Source organism: Algorimicrobium echini, from assembly GCF_900115185.1.
Lineage (GTDB): Bacteria > Bacteroidota > Bacteroidia > Flavobacteriales > Flavobacteriaceae > Algorimicrobium > Algorimicrobium echini.
Genome location: NZ_FOVN01000001.1, coordinates 455,232 through 476,414, shown reverse-complemented (window position 1 = coordinate 476,414; position 21,183 = coordinate 455,232). Strand labels below are relative to the sequence as shown.

19 protein-coding genes are annotated in these 21,183 nt (G+C 33.1%); 17 read left to right on the top strand and 2 right to left on the bottom strand.

The genetic code is table 11. The features are described 5' to 3' along the window. The first annotated feature begins 247 nt into the window (after nt 1-247). From BM239_RS02240 to BM239_RS02205, 8 genes are all read left to right on the top strand, one after another. A complete protein-coding gene (locus BM239_RS02240; protein WP_092206016.1) occupies nt 248-1,408 on the top strand; it encodes a homogentisate 1,2-dioxygenase in 1,161 nt (386 codons plus the stop codon). 83 nt (nt 1,409-1,491) lie between these two features. Continuing rightward, entirely contained in the window at nt 1,492-2,655 is a 1,164-nt protein-coding gene (hppD, locus tag BM239_RS02235) for a 4-hydroxyphenylpyruvate dioxygenase (protein WP_092206015.1), read from the top strand. A gap of 142 nt (nt 2,656-2,797) precedes the next feature. After that, on the top strand, nt 2,798-3,580 hold the full coding sequence (locus BM239_RS02230; RefSeq protein WP_092206014.1) for a DUF3108 domain-containing protein: 783 nt from the start codon (nt 2,798-2,800) through the stop codon (nt 3,578-3,580). A 4-nt stretch (nt 3,581-3,584) separates the two neighbouring features. Then, entirely contained in the window at nt 3,585-4,502 is a 918-nt protein-coding gene (locus tag BM239_RS02225; RefSeq protein WP_092206013.1) for a tryptophan 2,3-dioxygenase family protein, read from the top strand. After that, nucleotides 4,460-5,773 carry a M23 family metallopeptidase gene (locus BM239_RS02220; protein ID WP_245758175.1) on the top strand — a complete coding sequence of 438 codons (1,314 nt, stop codon included), beginning with the start codon at nt 4,460-4,462 and terminating at the stop codon, nt 5,771-5,773. Before BM239_RS02225 ends, BM239_RS02220 begins: the two co-directional genes overlap by 43 nt. A gap of 8 nt (nt 5,774-5,781) precedes the next feature. Then, a complete protein-coding gene (gene pgi, locus BM239_RS02215; protein ID WP_092206012.1) occupies nt 5,782-7,422 on the top strand; it encodes a glucose-6-phosphate isomerase in 1,641 nt (546 codons plus the stop codon). A 166-nt stretch (nt 7,423-7,588) separates the two neighbouring features. Then, nucleotides 7,589-10,141: a TonB-dependent receptor gene (locus BM239_RS02210; protein ID WP_092206011.1), complete on the top strand. Its 2,553-nt coding sequence runs from the start codon at nt 7,589-7,591 to the stop codon at nt 10,139-10,141. A 101-nt stretch (nt 10,142-10,242) separates the two neighbouring features. After that, nucleotides 10,243-10,683 carry a hypothetical protein gene (locus BM239_RS02205; RefSeq protein ID WP_092206010.1) on the top strand — a complete coding sequence of 147 codons (441 nt, stop codon included), beginning with the start codon at nt 10,243-10,245 and terminating at the stop codon, nt 10,681-10,683. Nucleotides 10,684-10,755: 72 nt separating this feature from the next. Here the strand turns inward: BM239_RS02205 and BM239_RS02200 are convergent, their stop codons facing one another. Further along, on the bottom strand, nt 10,756-11,808 hold the full coding sequence (locus tag BM239_RS02200) for an endonuclease/exonuclease/phosphatase family protein (protein WP_092206009.1): 1,053 nt from the start codon (nt 11,806-11,808) through the stop codon (nt 10,756-10,758). Nucleotides 11,809-11,951: 143 nt separating this feature from the next. On the opposite strand from BM239_RS02200, the gene BM239_RS02195 reads away from it, so the two are divergent. The 3 genes from BM239_RS02195 to BM239_RS02185 all read left to right on the top strand — a co-directional run bounded on the left by BM239_RS02195 (nt 11,952) and on the right by BM239_RS02185 (nt 16,601). After that, on the top strand, nt 11,952-14,708 hold the full coding sequence (locus tag BM239_RS02195) for a carboxypeptidase-like regulatory domain-containing protein (RefSeq protein WP_092206008.1): 2,757 nt from the start codon (nt 11,952-11,954) through the stop codon (nt 14,706-14,708). Between the two features lie 37 nt (nt 14,709-14,745). Next, nucleotides 14,746-16,143 carry a DUF5689 domain-containing protein gene (locus tag BM239_RS02190; RefSeq protein WP_092206007.1) on the top strand — a complete coding sequence of 466 codons (1,398 nt, stop codon included), beginning with the start codon at nt 14,746-14,748 and terminating at the stop codon, nt 16,141-16,143. An 80-nt stretch (nt 16,144-16,223) separates the two neighbouring features. After that, complete coding sequence (locus BM239_RS02185; RefSeq protein WP_092206006.1) at nt 16,224-16,601, top strand: hypothetical protein; 378 nt, start codon at nt 16,224-16,226, stop codon at nt 16,599-16,601. A gap of 162 nt (nt 16,602-16,763) precedes the next feature. Here the strand turns inward: BM239_RS02185 and BM239_RS02180 are convergent, their stop codons facing one another. After that, nucleotides 16,764-17,729 carry an endonuclease/exonuclease/phosphatase family protein gene (locus BM239_RS02180; RefSeq protein WP_092206005.1) on the bottom strand — a complete coding sequence of 322 codons (966 nt, stop codon included), beginning with the start codon at nt 17,727-17,729 and terminating at the stop codon, nt 16,764-16,766. 24 nt (nt 17,730-17,753) lie between these two features. Between BM239_RS02180 and BM239_RS15370 the strand changes: the two genes are divergently transcribed. From BM239_RS15370 to BM239_RS02160, 6 genes are all read left to right on the top strand, one after another. Continuing rightward, nucleotides 17,754-17,900, top strand: a complete 147-nt coding sequence (locus BM239_RS15370) for a hypothetical protein (RefSeq protein ID WP_177208962.1) — start codon at nt 17,754-17,756, stop codon at nt 17,898-17,900. 270 nt (nt 17,901-18,170) lie between these two features. Continuing rightward, complete coding sequence (locus BM239_RS02175) at nt 18,171-18,863, top strand: hypothetical protein (RefSeq protein WP_092206004.1); 693 nt, start codon at nt 18,171-18,173, stop codon at nt 18,861-18,863. Between the two features lie 2 nt (nt 18,864-18,865). After that, nucleotides 18,866-19,243 (top strand): hypothetical protein, encoded by a 378-nt coding sequence (locus BM239_RS02170; protein ID WP_092206003.1) that lies wholly within the window; start codon nt 18,866-18,868, stop codon nt 19,241-19,243. 217 nt (nt 19,244-19,460) lie between these two features. Then, nucleotides 19,461-19,607, top strand: a complete 147-nt coding sequence (locus tag BM239_RS15365) for a hypothetical protein (protein WP_177208961.1) — start codon at nt 19,461-19,463, stop codon at nt 19,605-19,607. A 188-nt stretch (nt 19,608-19,795) separates the two neighbouring features. Further along, nucleotides 19,796-20,410: a DUF6705 family protein gene (locus BM239_RS02165; RefSeq protein ID WP_092206002.1), complete on the top strand. Its 615-nt coding sequence runs from the start codon at nt 19,796-19,798 to the stop codon at nt 20,408-20,410. A 125-nt stretch (nt 20,411-20,535) separates the two neighbouring features. Then, nucleotides 20,536-21,135 carry a DUF6705 family protein gene (locus tag BM239_RS02160; RefSeq protein ID WP_317042722.1) on the top strand — a complete coding sequence of 200 codons (600 nt, stop codon included), beginning with the start codon at nt 20,536-20,538 and terminating at the stop codon, nt 21,133-21,135. Nucleotides 21,136-21,183: the final 48 nt, after the last annotated feature.

Here is a 21,183-nt window from a genome sequence, read left to right as displayed (position 1 = left end):
TGCATTAAAAAGTCATATTTTTTTCTCATATTTGTGGAGTTATGACACATTTTTGGATAGATTTATTAACCCATCTTCAGTTTCTTACTAAAAGAAATCCAGAATAATAGACACCTGGAATAGGTGTTCTAATCCAATGTTTATCAGTCTATTCACATTTATTTTAGTATCTTTATGTAGTTTATAATGTGGTGTTCTATTTGTAAGTATTTTTTAAAAATAGCACCCAATTTAAAAATTAAAAAACATGCCTTTTTATCATAAATTAGGAAAAATTCCTCCAAAACGTCACACCCAGTTTAGAAAACAGGATGGTAGTTTATATTACGAACAACTCTTTGGAACTATTGGTTTTGATGGGATGTCCACAAACTCTTACCATGAACAACGACCAACACAAGTAAAAGAAATACAAAAACAATACAGTGTTGCTCCTAAAATAGCAAAAGCAAATAGTATTCAATCGTACCGGTTTAGAGGGTTTCAGGTAAAACCTGAAACGGATTATTTGGAAAGTAGAAAAACCATTTTAATTAATAGCGATTGTAGTATAATTTTAGCCGCTCCGAAACAATCCACCAAAGATTATTTCTATAAAAATACAGATTCAGATGAACTGATTTTTGTGCATAAAGGAACAGGAAAACTACGTACCATGCTTGGTAATTTAGATTTCAAATATGGTGACTACCTCGTTATTCCGCGTGGCATTATCTATAAGATAGATTTTGATACAGAAGATAACCGTCTCTTTATTGTTGAGTCTAAACATCCAATCTACACGCCTAAACGTTATAGAAATTGGTTTGGGCAATTATTAGAGCATGCGCCATTTTGTGAACGCGATTTAAGACAACCACATGAATTAGAAACGCATAATGAATCAGGTGATTTTTTAATAAAAGTAAAAAAACAAGACGATATATTTGAGATGGTTTACGCCTCACATCCGTTTGATGTAGTAGGGTACGACGGATTTAATTATCCATATGCTTTTTCAATTCACGATTTTGAGCCAATAACAGGTCGTATTCATCAACCACCTCCCGTACATCAAACTTTTGAAACCGCTGCCTTTGTGGTTTGTAGTTTCGTACCACGTTTGTATGATTATCATCCAGAAGCTATTCCAGCACCATACAACCATAGTAATATAGATAGTGATGAGGTGTTATATTATGTTGATGGCGATTTTATGAGTCGAAATGACATAGATGCTGGTCACATATCCTTGCATCCGGCAGGAATCCCACATGGTCCACACCCTGGAGCTACTGAACGAAGCATTGGAAAAACAGAAACCAAAGAATTAGCCGTCATGGTTGATACTTTTAAGCCCTTACAAGTTACAGAGGATGCTTTAAAAATAGCAGATGAAGATTATTACAAGTCGTGGCTAGAACATTAAAAATTTTGAAATAAATTTTAAATTAACATCACAAGATATTCGCAATCTAATTAACAAGTTTGCAAATCAATGAAAACACTATTATGAGTAAAAAAAATATAAAATCAGTAGAATACGGATTAGAAAAAATTTTTGAAGGAGCTGAAGACTTCTTGCCATTATTAGGGACCGATTACGTTGAGTTTTATGTAGGAAACGCCAAACAAGCAGCGCATTTTTATAAAACAGCCTTTGGGTTTCAGTCTTATGCTTACTGCGGTTTAGAAACAGGATCAAAAGACCAAGTGAGTTATGTGTTGAAACAGGACAAAATCCGTTTGGTATTAACCACGCCTTTAACGAGTTCATCGCCAATAAACGACCATATTGTTAAACATGGTGATGGTGTAAAAGTTGTTGCTCTATGGGTAGATGATGCCAGAAGTGCTTATGAAGAAACTACCAAGCGTGGAGCCAAATCCTATATGGAGCCAACTGTGGAAAAAGATGAACATGGCGAAGTCGTTCGAGCAGGTATTTATACCTATGGAGAAACCGTACACATGTTTGTAGAACGTAAAAATTACAACGGGAAATTTATGCCAGGATTTGTAGCATGGAATTCAGACTATAATCCTAAACCTACAGGTTTAAAATTTATAGACCATATGGTTGGAAATGTAGGATGGGGTGAAATGAACACCTGGGTAAAATGGTACGAAGATATTATGGGATTTGTTAACTTTTTATCTTTTGATGACAAACAAATTCATACCGAATATTCAGCACTTATGAGTAAGGTAATGAGTAATGGAAATGGTCGTATTAAATTTCCAATTAATGAGCCAGCAGAAGGGAAAAAGAAATCGCAAATAGAGGAATATTTAGACTTCTATGAAGGGCCAGGTGTTCAGCATATTGCAGTGGCAACCGACGATATTATTTCAACCGTTTCTGATTTGCGTTCGCGAGGTGTTGAGTTTTTATCAACGCCACCTGAATCCTATTACAATTCTGTACCAGGCCGTTTAGAAGAATTTAGCCACGAATTGCGTGAGGATATAGAAAAACTAAAATCATTAGGGATCATGATTGATGCTGATGAAGAAGGTTATTTGTTACAAATTTTTACAAAACCAGTAGAAGATAGACCCACGTTATTTTTCGAAATTATTCAGCGAATGGGAGCAAGAGGTTTTGGTGCAGGTAATTTTAAAGCTCTTTTTGAATCTATCGAGCGTGAGCAAGCATTAAGAGGTACCTTATAACAAACTGTAATTTATAAGAATATTATAAAAACTCTATCATAATAACTGATAGAGTTTTTTTGTTTCCTATTTTTGGAATACTATTTGTAATCATTTATAAAAAACAACGTTACTGTTGTGATTTACAATTAGAATCAAGCTTATGAAAAAAATACTAATATTAATAATTACCATTTTTACTTTAAATTCTGCATTCTCACAGATAGAAAGTGCCTTTGATACAGGTGAATGGTTCCGTTTTGAAATGAGTTACAGTGGCTGGATGAAAGCTGGCGAAGCTACCCTTACTGTAAACGAATCTATCTATAAAAATAAGCCAGTTTATCATGTGGTAGGTAAGGGTTGGACAACTGGTGCAGTAAGCTGGTTTTTTGAAGTTAAAGATCGGTATGAGAGTTATTTTGATAAAAAACTGAATGTACCTTATAAATTTATTAGAGATATTGACGAAGGTGGTCACACCAAAAATATTGAAATAGAATTCGACCAAAACAACAATAAGGCACATGTCAATAATATAAAACACAACCGAAAAAAAACGTTTGATACCCAACCTAATATTCAGGATATGGTATCTACATTTTATTATTTGCGCAATAATTTAGATATTGATAATTTAAAAATAAATGATGAGGTTCAAGTAAACATGTTTTTTGATGAAGAAAATTATGGTTTCAAATTACGGTATTTAGGCACTGAAGTTATTAAAACAAACTTTGGGAAAGTAAACACCTTAAAATTTAGACCATATGTTATGGCAGGACGTGTATTTAAGGAAGAAGAAAGCTTAACATTGTGGGTTTCAAATGATAAAAATAGAATACCTTTACGTATCAAAGCAGACTTGGCTGTAGGTTCGTTAAGGGCAGATTTAGATGCCTTTAAAGGACTTAAACATCCTTTTAAAATTATAGTAGAAAATTAATAGCATGAATGACGAAATAACCAATCAACTTAAAGAGAAATTTGATAATCTAGGACAAGACTTACAAGTCCATTTACAAGGTTTATTGTATAGCAAACCTATCAATTACTGGGACTATATTCAAACAGATGCCCTTTTAGATTTACAAACACAACGAACTGTTTTACCCGATGAAATGGTGTTTATCATGTATCATCAAATAAATGAATTGTTGTTTAAAATGATACTTTGGGAAATAGACCAAGTAGCTACAGCAGAAAAGCTAACAGCCGATTTCTTTTCTACAAAACTGATGCGTGTTAGTCGTTATTTCGATATGCTAACCGCCTCTTTTGAAATTATGAGAGAAGGCATGGAAGTGGAGCAATACAATAAATTCCGAACAACTTTAACACCTGCTAGTGGTTTTCAAAGCGCACAATACCGAAAAATTGAAATTTCATCAACAGAATTAATCAATTTAATTGATAATCGTTTCCGTGAAACTATAGACAGAAATACACCATTTGAGCATGCTTTTGAGCATTTATATTGGCAAGCAGCAGGAAAAGACTACAAAACGGGTAAAAAAAGCTATTTATTAACAGTTTTTGAAGAACGATACAAGGAGGAATTTATTAGATTTGCGAAATTCTACAATAAAAGTAATCTTTGGACTAAATTTAAAGAGTTACCAGTAGAGGTTAGAAAGAATAAAGATTTAGTAAACGCCATGCGTCACTATGACCATACTGTTAACATCAAGTGGGTTATGGCACATTATAACACCGCCAATCATTATTTAAATATTGGAGGTAAAACAACAGAAGCAACAGGAGGAAGCGAATGGGTAAAATATATGCATCCAAAATATCAAAGACGAATATTTTTTCCAGAACTATGGAGCAAACAAGAATTAGCAGAATGGGGAGAGAATGTATAATTCTTTTTGCCTTATTAGCAACATTTTTGGGTTGTAAGGACGACAAACCCGAACCCGTTATTGAAGACGAATTTGCAGCTGTTATTCCTCCAGAAGAACTCAAAGAGTTTGGCTTTAACTTAAACGATTACGTAGTAAAACGCGATACTATTAGGAAAGGTGAGAGTTTTGGTGTTATTATGGAGCGTTACAAGATTGGCTATCCAAAAATTTTTCAAATCGCTGAACAAACCAAAAATGATTTCGATATTAGAAAACTACAATTAGGGAAGCCATATACTGTATTATGTTCTAAAGATTCTTTGCAACAAGCCCTAACGTTCATATATCAGCCAAATCGTGAGGAATATGTGGTTTTAAATTTTAAAGATTCTATTCATGCTTTTACTAGCAGAAAACCAATAACCTATGTTGAAAAAGAATTTGGAGGTGTTATTAATAGTGATTTGTCGCAAACACTTTCAGATGGTGGAAAAAGTTTATTATTAGCTTATAAAATGTCCGATATTTATGCATGGACAATTGATTTTACGCGACTACAAAAAGGAGATCACTTTAAAATAATTTACACAGACAAGTATATTGACGATACTATTTACGCTGGAATAGATAAAATTAAAGCAGCCTATTTTGATCATAAAAGTGAACCATTTTATGCGTTCGAGTTTGAAACAGATAGCGTTAAAGGTTTAACCGACTATTTTAACGAAGAAGCTAAAAACTTACGTCGTGCCTTTTTAAAAGCACCAGTTGAATACAAACGAATTTCCTCCCGCTACAATTTAAAAAGGCGTATTGCACTTTACGGAAATAAAATCAGACCACATAAAGGCACCGATTTTTCAGCTAATATAGGGACACCTATTCGCTCTACAGCTAATGGAACCGTTACGAAATCAGCCTATACTAGAGGTAATGGTAATTATGTTAAAATTAGACATAATTCCGCTTATGAAACGCAATACCTTCATATGAAGAAGCAAAATGTAAAAGTTGGGCAATATGTTAAACAAGGCGATGTAATTGGTTGGGTAGGTATGACTGGTAATACCTCTGGACCTCATGTATGTTACCGTTTTTGGAAAAATGGTAAACAGGTAGATCCTTTTAAACAAAAGCTTCCTGAAGCGGAACCTATTTCCGATAGTTTAAAAACCCGATATTTAGACTTTATTAAGCCTTTGAAAACGCAACTGGACGCAATTCAAGTTAAAAAGTCTGAAGGTTTAGAGCATACGCCTGAAGAAGATTTAATTACTCAACTAGATTAAATATACTTATGTCTTTACCAAAAATTAACCCAACAACCACAAAAGCGTGGCAAAGTCTTCGTGAGCATTTTTCAGAGATTAAAAATCAGAAAATGACAGATTTATTTGCAAACGATACAAAGCGAGCAGATACGTTTTCAATAGAGTGGGATGATTTTTTTGTCGATTTTTCAAAAAACAGAATTACGAACAAAACACTTGATTTATTAATTAAGCTAGCCAAAGAAACCAAACTTCAAGAAGCTATTGAAAGTCAATTTTCAGGCGAGATTATTAATGAAACTGAAGGTCGTGCTGTACTACACACAGCCTTGAGAGCGCCTAAAAACACTACCGTTTTAGTGAATGGTGTTAACATTATACCTGAAATTTATGCAGTAAAAAAGCAGATAGAAATCTTCACCAATCGTGTGGTAAAAGGTGATTTAACAGGTTATTCTGGGAAACCTTTTACAGATGTGGTAAATATTGGTATTGGTGGTTCGGATTTGGGTCCTGCTATGGTTGTAGATGCTTTACAGTATTATTCAAATCATTTAACTACGCATTTTGTAAGTAATGTGGATGGCGATCATGTGAGTGAAATTGTCAAAAAACTCAATCCAGAAACAACATTATTTGTTATTGTATCAAAAACGTTTACCACACAAGAAACACTCTCTAACGCTAATACAATTAGGGATTGGTTTTTAAAATCTGCTCCAAAAGAAGCTATAGCAAAACATTTTGTAGCCGTTTCTACAAATGTTTCAAGTGTGCAAGAGTTTGGAATTCATGCTGATAATATTTTCCCAATGTGGGATTGGGTAGGTGGTAGGTTTTCACTTTGGAGCGCGGTTGGTTTATCCATAAGTTTATCTATTGGTTTTGATAATTTTGATAAACTATTACAAGGAGCACATAAAATGGATGCGCATTTTAAAACAACTCCTTTTAATGAAAATATACCAGTAGTTTTAGCTTTAATCAGTATTTGGTATAATAATTTTTTTAATGCTGAAACTGAAGCCGTGATACCTTATACGCAATATTTAAATCAGTTTGCAACCTATTTGCAACAGGGTATAATGGAAAGTAATGGTAAATCAATTGATAGAAACGGCGAGCCAGTATCCTATCAAACAGGAACTGTAATTTGGGGTGAGCCTGGAACGAATTCACAACACGCATTTTTTCAATTAATACACCAAGGCACCAAACTTATACCTGCCGATTTTATTGGTTTTGTTAATTCCCTTCATGGAAATCAAGCGCATCAAGATAAATTAATATCTAATTTCATTGCACAAACGGAAGCATTAATGAATGGCAAAGCGGAAGCTGAAGTGCTTGAAGAATATAGTAGACAAGGTAAAAAACTAGAAACTATTCAATCTTTAGTGCCTTTTAAAGTGTTTGAAGGAAATAATCCAACAAACACCATATTCATTAAACAACTAACACCAGAGAGTTTAGGGAAACTTATAGCACTTTATGAGCATAAAATATTTGTTCAAGGTATTATTTGGAATATTTTTAGTTATGACCAATTTGGCGTAGAGCTGGGAAAACAATTGGCTACAAATATTTTACAAGAAATAAAAAATAACACTTTTGCCAATCATGACACCTCTACTGCCAAATTATTAAAGTATTATCTAAAAAAGTGATTTTTTTTGTTGAAAAACCTGTTAATAGCTTTATTTTTTATCAGATTATCAACGCTAAATTATTAATATCTTCATAAAGAGCATAAAAACTTAACTTTAAAGTAATGTTAATATGCTTTAAAGAGTTAATTTTGCCGAAAATTTAAAAACAAATCTTATTAATACAATGAAAAAAATTACAAGATTATTATTTTTAGCAGTAGCGTTTTTGTTTACTGGTATAGCAATGGCTCAAAGTACCGTTACTGGTACGATTATGGATGCCGAAATGAACGCACCACTTCCTGGTGCCAACATCATTGAAAAAGGTACTACTAATGGTGTGTCTTCAAATTTTGATGGTGAGTTTACAATTACAACTCAAAGTACGAACGCTACATTAGTTATTTCTTATGTAGGTTACGAAACTCAAACTTTTACAATAACAGGGAACAAAAATTTAGGCAGTATTGTTTTAGTTGGCGACAATTCTTTAGAAGAAATTGTTATAGTAGGATCAGGTGTTATTGATTTAGCAGAAGATAGACAAACACCAATTGCTGTGTCTACAATCCGATCAGCAGAAATTCAGGAAAAATCTGGAAATTTTGATTTACCAGTTTTATTAAAATCAACACCTTCTGTACAAACACTTCAATCAGGTGGTTTTGGTGATGGTCAAATGTTTTTACGTGGTTTCGATCAAACAAATATTGCTTTTTTATTGAATGGTCAACCAATAAATGGTATGGAAGACGGAAAGATGTATTGGTCTAATTGGCAAGGTGTTACAGAAGTAGCAAATGCTATCCAGGTACAAAGAGGTTTGGGAGCATCTAAATTAGCAATTTCTTCTGTTGGTGGTACCGTAAACATTGTAACAAAAACAATTGATAGAAAAGCAGGTGGTTTTGTTCAGCAAATGGTAGGTAATGATAACTACATTAAATCTACAGCTTATTTCTCAACAGGTGTGAGTGATAAAGGGTGGTCTTTTTCAGGACTATTAGGTCATTGGCAAGGTGATGGTTATGTGGATAATACACAAGGACAAGGGCAAACCTACTTTTTATCTGTAGGTTATCAACCAACTGAAGACCATACATTCAACTTCTTATTAACTGGTGCACCTCAATGGCATGCAGTAGCAGGAAGTGGATCCATTGGTTCATTTTTAGAAAGTGAAAGAGGTAGACGTTATAACTCTTGGACTTACAATGGTGTAAACAGTCCTAATACATTACACGGAGGAGCGTATCCAGGAGGTCGTAATATTTATCACAAGCCAGTTGCTAACTTAAGTTGGGATTGGACTATTAATGACGATTCTTCATTATCTACAGTTCTTTATGGTTCTATGGGTAGAGGTAGTTTTGCGCAATCTATTACAGATAGAGACACAAATGAATTATTGTATGCTAGAGGATCTAACAATAACCACAACTGGTATGGAGCTGTAACTAACTATAATAATCAATTAACAGAAACTTTAAATTTTAACGTAGGTGCGGATGTTCGTTTTTATAATGGAATCCATTTTAGAGATGTGAGAGAGTTTATTGCTGTTGATGCCGTGAATGCTTCTAGCACGTATAACGGTGGTGCATATCAGTTAACTGAAGCTGGTGGAATCAATCCATGGGAAGTATTCTTTAATCCTAATACGGAGCACGATCAGCGTTTTGGATATGATTACGAAGAGCAAATTAATTATGCAGGTGTTTTTGGTCAATTGGAATATGCTAAAGATAATTTTTCTGCTTTCTTTCAAGGAGCTTTATCTAACCAATCGCATGTAAGAACAGAATTTATAAATGTACAAGAAGCGGGTGTGTCTGAAGATTCTGAAAAAGTAAATAATTTAGGGTATAACCTTAAAGTTGGTGCAGCCTACACAATTAGCTCAATGCATAAAGTTTTCGTTAATGCTGGTTACTATTCTCGTCAACCATTTCATGATACTTTATTTCAAAACAATAGAGGTGGTAACGAGTTATTATCTCCTGAAGTTGATAATGAAGAAATTACTGGTTTCGAATTTGGATACCAATTTAATGGCGGTAGAGCAATTTCGGCAAACTTAAATGCGTATCATACTACATGGGACAATAGAACTTTAGTAAATACGAATGGTGAAAATGCTGAAGATTTTCTAAGTTTCCAAACATTAGGTGTTAAACAGGTTCACTATGGTGTGGAATTAGAAGTTATGACACGTCCATTAGATAAATTAAACTTAAACGGATTTTTATCGTTAGGCGAATGGCAATTTAAAGATAATGCAAGAGAAAGAACATTTGATCAAGATGGTAATCAAGTAGGAGCTGAAGAAGAAATTGTTATTGATGGCTTTAATGTTGGTGGTGCTGCACAAGTAACTGCTGGTATCAATGGTAGTTATGAGTTTTTGCCAAGAACAAGTATTGACGCTGCTTGGAATTGGTACAATGATATTTACTCTACTGGTTCATTAGATAAGGAAACATTATCTATGCCTTCTTATGATACTGTTGATCTTGGCTTTTCTTATAAAATGCAATTGGGCGAAAACAACAAGAGTTCTTTACAATTCCGTTTAAACGTAAACAACGTTTTTGACGAAGTATATTTAGAATCTGTTAATGGTAACACGCAAGCTTCTGCTAACCCAGAAGAGAACTACAAAGGTGTTAACAAAGATAATACAGGTAGATTTGGTTATGGTAGAACTTGGAACACAAGTATCCGCTTTAACTTCTAATCCGTATAATATATTACTAAAAAACCGCTTCAGTTTATGAAGCGGTTTTTTTATAGGCTTTATTTAGTACATTTGTAATACTAACTATTAAACTTTAAAATATGTATAATACCATAAAAATGCTTCATTCCGGATGGGCTTATTTGGTGCTTTTCATCCTTGTTGTAGCTACTTTAAATGCCATTGTTAAAAGTATGGCAGGAAAGGAATATTCTGCTAAAGATTTTAGAATATCACTCTTTACGTTAATCGTTTCACATATTCAACTACTTTTAGGAATTGTGTTTTACTTTGTATCAGATTATATGTCAGTTATTAGCAATATGGGTATGGGAGCTGTTATGAAAGACAGTATCTTACGTTCCAACATAATTGAACATCCATTAACAATGATTATTGCCATTGCTTTAATAACCATTGGCTACTCTAAACATAAAAAGAAATTAACCTCAAAAGCAAAATTTAGAATGATTGCTGTATTTTACACGCTAGCATTAATTCTTATTTTGGCTAAAATTCCTTGGCAAGTTTGGATTGGTTAAATCCAATAACGTTCCAATAAAAAAGCGCCTTCAAGTTAAGAAGGCGCTTTTTTAATTTAAAAATAGGACTGTTTATTTTACTTCTTTAATTAAGTAAATATAAGCCGGAAAGTGATCGCTAAAACCATCGGTAAACCCTCCGTCTGCAAAGCTTCGTAAAGGATAACCTTTGTAACGACCTTTTTTATTAACTAAGTAATTTTTATTAAAAATATGTGCTTGGTAAAAACGTAACGAGCTATAATCTTTTTCTAAAAAAGGTTGTGTTATTAATACCTGATCAAATAAACTCCAACTATCTCTATAGGCATTAGAACCTAAACCCATTTTAAACATGTTTTCCATGGGATTATAAATGCCTTTAAGTGCTACATCTTCTTTTTCCTTTTTAGCTCCCAAAACCTCTTTAACACTTTCATTAGTAGGGTCGTCATTTAAATCGCCCATCAAGATAATTTTAGCATATGGATCAATGGTTTGTAAGGAATCAATAATTTTTTTGCTCAATTTCGCTGCTGCAACTCGTTTTGGGCGGCTTCTTGCTTCACCACCGCTTCTAGAGGGCCAGTGATTTACAATAATATGAATCATTTCACCTTCTAGTTTTCCACTAACTAAAAGTTGGTCCCTGGTATACACACGCTCGCGAGAACTATCATCAAAAATAATTAATTCATGATTACTGGTGTGTAAAGGTGTAAAATATTTTTTCTGGTATAGTAAACCCACATCTATACCACGACGGTCTGGCGAATCATAATGCACAATGCCATAATCTTTTGAAATTAATTGTGGGTCATTAACCACATCCTCTAAAACATCTTGATTTTCAACCTCTGAAACACCAATAATTACAGGTGAATTTTTAGCTGTATCTGTACCAATATCAGCAAGTACACGTGCCATATTAGATACTTTCTTTTTATAAATATCGCTAGTGTTTACCCTCATTTCCATGATAGGGCTAGCCTCATCATTTTTATTAGGATCATTAATTGTGTCAAATAAATTTTCTAGATTATAAAAGGCTACCGTATGAATTTTAAACTTCTTTCCTTCTTGTGCTTTTACAGTTATAGTTAAGCATACAAGGATTACAGTAATCCAAACTTTGAAATTTTTCATGTAGTTGTATTGTTATGTTTAAGTTATGTTATTACAATTCTTGCGCCAAAAGTAGATATTTATTAGAAATAATGTAAATTTGCAGCCTTAATTTAATTAACATTTAACGCAAAGTATCAATTTTTTTAATTATAAATTCTAGCATGAAAAAAAGTTTAATTGTTTTTTTATTTGGATTTTTCGCGACTATTACTGCGTTTGCACAGCAAACAATAGTCAAAGGAAGTGTCACAGATGTTATTTCTTTTAATCCCATCAGAAATGTAACGGTTACTATAGAAGGGACACAAATTTCGACAGTAACTGATGAAAACGGTATGTTTGAATTAACATCAGATTTACCACTGGGTGAGCAGATTTTAAGAATATCGAAAGATGAATACATCTTTAAAAGGTATCCAATTGTTATTAATGAAGGTCAAACGGTAAATATTACAGATATGACTTTAGAACGGGATACATCAGCCGATTTATTTACAATTCAATTAACAGAAGATGAATTGGATGATGATTCTGGCGGACTTGATAATATTTCGGGTTTACTACAATCATCGCAAGATGTGTTTCAAAGAACCGCTGCTTTTGAGTGGAGTTCATCTTTTTTTAGAGTAAGAGGTTTAGATTCTGAAAACGGTTCTGTTTTAGTTAATGGAATTGAAATGAATAAAATTTATGATGGTAGACCACAATGGAGTAATTGGGGAGGCTTAAATGATATGCTACGTAATCAGGAATTAACAACTGGTTTAGCTCCTTCTGCTTATAACTTTGGTGGTATTTTAGGAACTACAAATATGAATGTGCGTGCATCTCAATATCGTGAAGGTGGTCGTGTTACCTATTCTTCTTCTAACAGAAGTTATACCAATCGTGTTATGGCTAGTTATGCCTCTGGTTTACTTGAAGGTGGTTGGTCTTATGCTGTTATGGGCGGAAGACGTTGGGGAAATGAAGGCTATCAAGATGCAACACTATATGATGCCAATTCATTTTTTGTTGCTGTTGAAAAGCAAATCAACGACAAACATAGCTTGAATTTTACTTCTATGTACACGCCAAACCGTCGTGGAAAGTCATCGCCTAATACCCAAGAGGTTTATGATTTAAAAGATATTAAGTATAATGAGTATTGGGGCTATTTAGATGGTGAAAAGAAAAATTCACGAATCAAAGAAATTGAAGAGCCAATTTTTATGCTAAATCATTATTGGGACATTAATAGTAAAACAACCTTAAATACCAATGTTGGTTATCAGTACGGTAAAATAGGTAATAGCCGTTTGGACTTTGGAGGTGGAGGAAACCCAAGTCCTGCGTATTACCAAAGTTTACCAAGCTACTTTTTAGCGGATTCTGATGGTCCTGATTATGCAGGAGCTTATATAGCTGAACAAAATTTTATTAATGATGGGCAAATTGACTGGCCTCGTATCCTGGATGCTAACGTAACTAATGCTTCTGTTGGTGAAGCTGGTGCCTACGCCTTATATGAGGATCGTAGTGATGACAAACTATTAACAGTTAACTCCATATTTAATACCGAAATTAATCAGAATATTATTTTAAATGCCGCTATAAATTACAAAAATTTAAAGTCTGAAAATTTTGGAGAAATTATTGATTTGTTAGGTGCTACTGGGTATTTAAATGTAGATGCTTTTGATGGGTTTCAGTTTGATAATCAAAATCCAAACCGTATTATTGGTGAGGGTGATAAATATCGCTATAACTACAATATTTATTCAGAAATTATTTCAGGATATGCACAAGCTCAATTTAAATATAGTAAAGTAGATTTTTACCTTTCAGGAAGTCTAACAAGTACAACCTACCAGCGTGAAGGACTCTGGGAAAATAGCGCGTTTCTAGGAAATTTATCGCTTGGAAAAGGTGAAAAATTAAATTTTACAGGAGTTGGTGCTAAAGCTGGTTTAACGTATAAAATTACAGGAAAACATTTAATAGATGTTAACGGTGGTTATTTAACAAAGGCGCCAACAATTAGAAACTCGTACTCAAACTCAAGAGACAATAATAGTGTGGTTGATAATATTACAGAAGAAAAAATTACCGCTTTTGATGCTAGTTATATTTTCAGATCACCAATTGTAAAAGCGAAGTTAACAGGTTTCTACACAAAAATTGAAGATGCCAACGAAATTTCATTTTATTATGCGGATGGTATAACAAACGTAGATGAAGCATTCAATGACACTTCTGCTTTTGTTCAGGAAGTGTTACAAGGTGTAGATAAAAAACATATTGGAGCGGAATTAGGTATTGAGGCTCAAGTAACACCAACCATTAAATTAAAAGGTGTTGCATCTGTAGGTCAGTATACTTATGATAATAATCCTGATTTATATTTAACATCAACTAGTTTTGGTACTAGGGGCAGAACTCAAACGTTTACATCTAATTTAAAAGATTATAAAGTGGCAGGTGGTCCACAACAAGCGTATTCATTAGGTTTTGAATATCGTGATCCAGACTACTGGTTTTTTGGTGCAACCGTTAACTATTTAGCAAATGCCTATATAGATGTGAGCCCATTATTAAGAACACAGAACTTTTATTTAGCTAATGATGGTCTACCAATTAACAATTATGATGAAGATATTGCAACTGAATTATTAAAGCAAGAAGAGATTGATGCCTATTTTACTGTAAATTTAACAGGTGGAAAATCTTGGAAAGTTGGCGATTATTACATCGGCCTTTTTGCTAGCGTCAATAACTTGTTGGATGAAATCTATAAAACAGGTGGTTTTGAACAAGGTAGAAATGCCAATTATACAGAGTTGTTAGCTGACAATCAAGCGCCTAAACGTCAGTTTGGACCAAAATATTGGTATGGACGTGGTGCAACTTATTTTGTAAATGTTAACTTTAGATTCTAAAAACGAAAAAGAAAATTAATTAAACGAATTATTGATTATGAAAACAAATAAATTTTTAACCCTAGTATTAACAATAGTTGCTAGTTTAGCTATTGTATCTTGTGTTCAAGATGACGATTACACCATACCTACAAGTTTAGGTGATGAAGAAAATGCACGATTAAACACTTTACTAGCTAATGGAACAGAGATTTCAATAGCTGAAGCAAAAGCAATGTACTCTGTAGGCGATTTTTTAGAGCCAATAGATGAAAACATTTATATTAAAGGGTATGTGTCTTCTTCAGATAAATCAGGAAATTTCTTTAAAGAATTTTATCTTCAAGATAGTCCCTCAAGCCCAACTACTGCTATTAAAGTAATAATTAATCAAGTGGACTTATATAATCAATTTAACTTTGGTCGTGAAGTTTATGTAAGTTTAAAAGATTTATATATTGGTGAAGAACGTGTTGGTAATGGTGTTACTGCTATTGGAGGTGGAATTGAAACAGATCAATACGGAACAACCGTAACAAGTTTAGGACAAACTCGTGCAAGAACACATGTTTTTAGATCGCCTGTTACTGAAGAAATAGTACCATTAAGCGTATCTGTATCTCAAATAAACTCAAGTCTTGTTGGTGTGTTTATACAATTAGATAATGTGGAGTTTGCTGATAATTTAGCAGGTAAGCGTTACTTTGATCCAATGGAAGATTTTGATACAAAAAGACAACTTCAATCATGTGGAGGTGTAAATTACACTACAATTAACCTTGAAACTAGTGGTTTCTCTACATTTAAGAACGAATTATTACCTACTGGAAATGGAACTCTTAAGGCAGTAGTAAACAAAACCTTCGATGGTGCCTCTGTAGTATTAGCATTAAACTCTGTTGATGATGTAAACCTTGAAGGTAACCGTTGCTCGTTAGCAGTTGCTATTTTTAGTGAAGATTTTGAATCTGCAACAAACAATACCAATTTAGACATTCCAGGTTGGACAAACTTTGCAGAAGCAGGTTCATGGGTTTGGAGAGAGAAAATATTCGATAACAATGGCTATACTGAATTCAGTACTTTTAATTCAGGAAGTCCAGTAAATATTGCTTGGTTAGTGTCACCAGGTATAGATATGGATGCTCAAGAAGACGAAAGATTAAACTTTACAGCTGCTCAACACCATTTAGAGTCAGAAGCAAACACTTTAGAAGTATTTGTTTCAACTGATTTTGATGGAACTGATGTATTAGCTGCCACATGGGAACCAGTATCTGCTAGCTTGCCAACTATGGATAATAGCTGGTATGAAATGGTTGACTCTGGTTTAATTGATATTTCTGGTTATACAGGTACTCTTTATGTTGCTTTTAAAGTTACAGGATCTGGAACCGATACATCTTTAGATGGTGCTTACCAAGTAGATAACTTTAATGTATTTGCAACTGAATAAAAGTTATTAATTTTATATTATTAAAACCTGCTAATGATTACATTTAGCAGGTTTTTAATTTTTATACCATATCTGTACTCATGTCCACTTTCGATTCTCTTTTTTTTAGCCTGTTTAGACACTATAAAAACAAAAAACACAAAAAAGCCAATCAACTAGCTACGGTTTATATTTCTATTTTACAATGCTGTATCTTGTTGTTATTAGGGATGTTTTTTGCTGGTTTTTCTAGCCAGATGAATATGAATACCATGTCTCAAGATAAAGCGTGGGTATTATTTATTATAGCCACCATTTTTATTTTTTTTAAAAATTGGGTGCAATATGCTGGAAGGAAGCGTCAAGTACTAAATGCTAAAATGCTGAATAAGAAATCTCAAAACCACTCCATATTTTTGCTTTGGTTGCTTCCTGTTGCTTGCATTTTATTGTCAGTAATACTCTGGCAAGCTGTTTAAATTATTAAAAATTCAAATTATTTATTTACAAATTGCTGGCTAATTTAAGTCTACTCGCTAGGTTCTAAAAGTTCTTTGTCGGGACGGTTTTAGCTCACTAATCAGGTTTTTAAGTTTCGTATAATCTTTAAAAGTATTCGGAAACGTTCTTCAGTTTACCCTTCATTTTTTTAAGGTCATATAAACAGGAAAATGATCACTATAACCACCTTTGTGCTTGTTGCCAGCATAGGTTCTAAAAGGTGTCCCTTTATGTCTGCCTTTGTATTCTTTTAAAAAATCGGCATCAAAAATATTGGCCGAATCAAATTCCAAATGGTTTTCTCGCGATTCAAAAAAAGGCATCGTAAACATAATCTGATCAAACAAATGCCACTTTCTTTGGTGCACCAAACTCCCACGATTATAGGATTGTAAGGTATTCATCGGGTTGAACACGTTATTATTTTCTGTGAGTTGGGTAATACTCTTACAATGTGGATCATCATTAAAATCGCCCATGATAATAATTTTTGCATCTGTTTGTTTCGTCTGTATATCCTTAATAATCTCGCTTACTTTCTCGGAAGCTTGTAAGCGTTTCACTTCAGATAGTTGTGTGCCTTCTCGTCTGGAAGCCCAATGATTCACAAGTATCGAAATGGTTTCGCCTTTAAGACTTCCAGTAACTAAAAGAACGTCTCGTGTGAAATCGTCGCCTCCTTCGGATCTTTCAAAAATCAGTTCAAAAATCTCTGAATGAGTCACTGTAAATTCTGTTGTATTGTAAATAAGCGCCACATCCATACCACGTTCATCTTTGGAGTTAAAGTGTACAAAACCGTAGGGAATACCTTTTAAATGCGTAGTATCTAATAAATCGCGGATAACTTTACCATTTTCCACTTCGGCTAGTCCAATAATACTTGGTGCATCTTCGGATTTGGTTTCACCAATTTTAGAAATAGCCAAACTAATTTTATCTAGTTTATTTTGATAGCGTTTTTTAGTCCAACGTCTTTCAGAATTTGGTAAATAATCCCGATCGTGTTTGCTACGGTCGTTATAAATATCAAATAAGTTTTCGGTATTATAAAAAGCAATGGTAAAGGTGCCAAGAGAATCTGCTGACTTTTGCGTGCTGGTCATTAATTTTAGTATTTGCTTAAAAGTATGAATTGGGAATTAAAAAATGGACTTTATACTCAAAAACTCATAGTGCCAAAAAGGCAAAGTGCTGAAACTGGACCATTTTACGGGAAAACCGTAACGGTTTTTTGGGTATTTGATGAACGGCACATAATTCATCAAAAAAGCTAGTTCTAATCATTTTTTTTTTTTTTTATGTTTGCCGCATCGAAAATAATTTGGTTTAGTTTTGAAGTCTGAATCGATTATCTACGACATGATATATCAACAACTGACGTCAGTTTTTTTATTCTGGATACGGAATATTATTGCAAAACTTCTTTAATTAAAAATTTCAAAACTATGGAGTCATTGTGAATAATAAGTTATTAAAATTCTTTTTCACAAATACCAATCAAACAATTATTATTAACTAAAATTATTACATAAATTTAAAAAATTATGAACATTATTGAAATATTTAGAAAACCGAACTTGTCGCTTTTTGCATCAGTATTACTTTTATTTAGCTCTTGCAGTCAATATGATAATGATGAAATATATTCACCTAATTATAGTGAGTTAAATAGGAACGAAGGGATGAGTTCCAAATCTATTGAAGATTTAAAACTTAAAGCTCTAAACAAAATAACACCTCTGGTTGATGAAGCACAATTAGTCTTAAGTTTCTTTGAAACATCAGTAAATAGTTCCCATGAATTGGAAAACTTAACTGTAAATGAGGCTTTACAAATAACAATGCCTTTGGTTAACAAAACGAATTTAGCCTTAAATGAATTAGGTTTTGACCCTAATTTAATGAAGGATCTTTTTGGTAGTAATGACGATCCAAGAATCGCTCTTGTAGGTATTGGTTTGGTCGGCGGCTTAAATGGTTTTAAAGCTGACGCTAGTGGAATGGGTGGTCCGAACATTCTTGGTTGTCTTGGCTCCGCAGTCGGCTTAGATTTGTTGGTTGCTGTAGGAGATGCTCTTGCAAGTGCTGCTGTAGGTGGCTCTGCTTCTACCATAACTGCCGAAACAATTTTATCTTTAGGAATTAAAGGTTTAAAAAGGGTGCTACGCAATTTTATTGGTCCAGTTGGAGTGCTTATTGCTGCATATGATTTTTCTAGCTGTATGGATTTGATATAAATATGGAAAATCAAAAGATTATTTGGGATTTTATTAAAGTGGTAATTTTTATTACTGTGGCTATAATTCCTGTATGGAATTTATTTAAAGTGATAATTTCTAAACAGCCTATTAAAATAATAAGAACAAATGTGTTAATTTCTTTTATTGGAATTATCGTTTCAATTCTAGGATTTGTTTATTTATATAACGGAAATATAAAATCACCCGAAAATTTTTCACAAAGCATAAGTTTGATTACGATTACTATTATTGGTGTTTTGTCATTTTGTATAATTCTTATTCCTTATTACCGAAAGAGGTCTTGGAAGAATAAAATACCAATTTTTATTATAGGTATTTCTGCTGCAGTATTAGCTCTCAAATACTTATATTATTAAACTATTTAATTACGTATTACTTAATAACAGCCATTAAGAAGGAGGTTCAACTCTTTCTAACTTTATGGCTGTTTTTTGCATTTCACTCAAAAATTTCAGTAAACGCATTATAAATATCAAATAGATTTTCGGTATTGTAAAAAGCAATAGTAAAGGTGCCAAGAGAATCTGCTGACTTTTGCTTGCTGGTCATTAATTTTAGTGTTTGCTTAAAAGTATGAATTGGGAATTAAAAAATGGACTTTATACTCAAAAACTCATAGTGCCAAAAAGGCAAAGTGCTGAAACTGGACCATTTTTCGGGAAAACCGTAACGGTTTTTTGGGTATTTGATGAACGGCACATAATTCATCAAAAAAGCTAGTTCTAATCATTTTTTTTTTTTAGTAGGTTTGGATTATTGCGGAATGATTTAGAATTAGGAGTTTCTTTATATAAATTGAAACCTAACAATTTAAATAACCCAAACGAGTTAGAAACTTGGGAAAAATTGTCTTTAAATAATAATGGAACTTTAGCAAACCCAAAACCTTGTAATTAAAAAATAATAGAATGAAAAATATAATATATATAAATTTATTGGTAATAGGGCTAACTTTATCTTGTAAAGCACAATCACCAATCGTTAGTTTAGATGCTCCAACTACTACACCAAGTGGAGCTTATTTAAAGGATTTAAATAATGAACTTGATAAATTTGAAGGAACTTGGATTTTCACAGAAGGCACAATAACTTTTACTATTACTTTGGAAAAAAAAGAGATGGTTTACGATGGTTTTAAATACTATTCTGATGAGTTGTTCGGAGCATATTCATACACCACCAACGGTGTTGAAATTGTAAATACATTTCCTTTAATCACTGAAACAGAAACTGATTTAGATAACACAAATATTGGTGGTAATTATATTATTCCAAACAATTTATATGTAGCATGTGATGATTGCGCTCCTGACGAAAGAAGGGTAAAGCTATATTTTAGCGACCCAGAACGTCCATATTTATCTGTCTCCACTGTACTGCGATATATACAAGATGGTAATGTGCCCGGGCAAGACGAACAAATAACAGCTACAATATTTCCACATGGTGGAATGTTACCTGATGAAAACTCACCTTCTACAATAAGAGTACCTTATGGTGAGTATTTAATGGTTAAAGAATAAAAACTGATAAAATTATTTAATAAAAAACAGCAGTTAAAAGTGGTGCCCAAACCGTTCATACTTTTCTGCTGTTTTTCTATCTTACTAACATTAGTTTTAAATTAGTGATATGAGAACTCCAATTTATTTTCTCAATAGTTTCTTGTAAAGCGCAAAGTCCCATAATATCTTTGTATGACGGCTCGGATTATGCTAATACAGCTAACGCCTATTATAAAGATACTGATAATGACTTTGATAGGTTTATTGGAACTTGGGAATATAACAACGGAAGTGAAAAATTAAGAATTATTATTAGAAAAAAAGAACAATATTATTATAATGGTGTAGGCAATATACCAGCCTTTTATGCAGATTATCTATATGGAGAATACCTTTACAAAGATTCTAATGGAAATCAATTAGTCAATACGTTAACGAATATTGATAGTAATCCTTCGGATATATCAGAACACCTTATATTTGGTAACAGAATAAATCCATCCCAGTTTTTACCAGGTTGTGAAAACTGTGGTCCTAATGAACGAAGTATTTTTCTAGCGCTTTATGATCCGGTAAGAGATTATATAAAGTGTGAACTTGTTTTAAGAACCATACCTAATACTCAAAACAGTAACGTTAACGATTTAAAAGCAGTTATAACCGGTAGTTATTCTATAATACCGGAAGGCTCACCAACAGATAGCAGAATACCTTATGGTAAGTATGTCATGATAAAACAATAAGTAACTTTAAAACTTTAAAGCCTCTCATGCATTTGAGAGGCTTTTTTG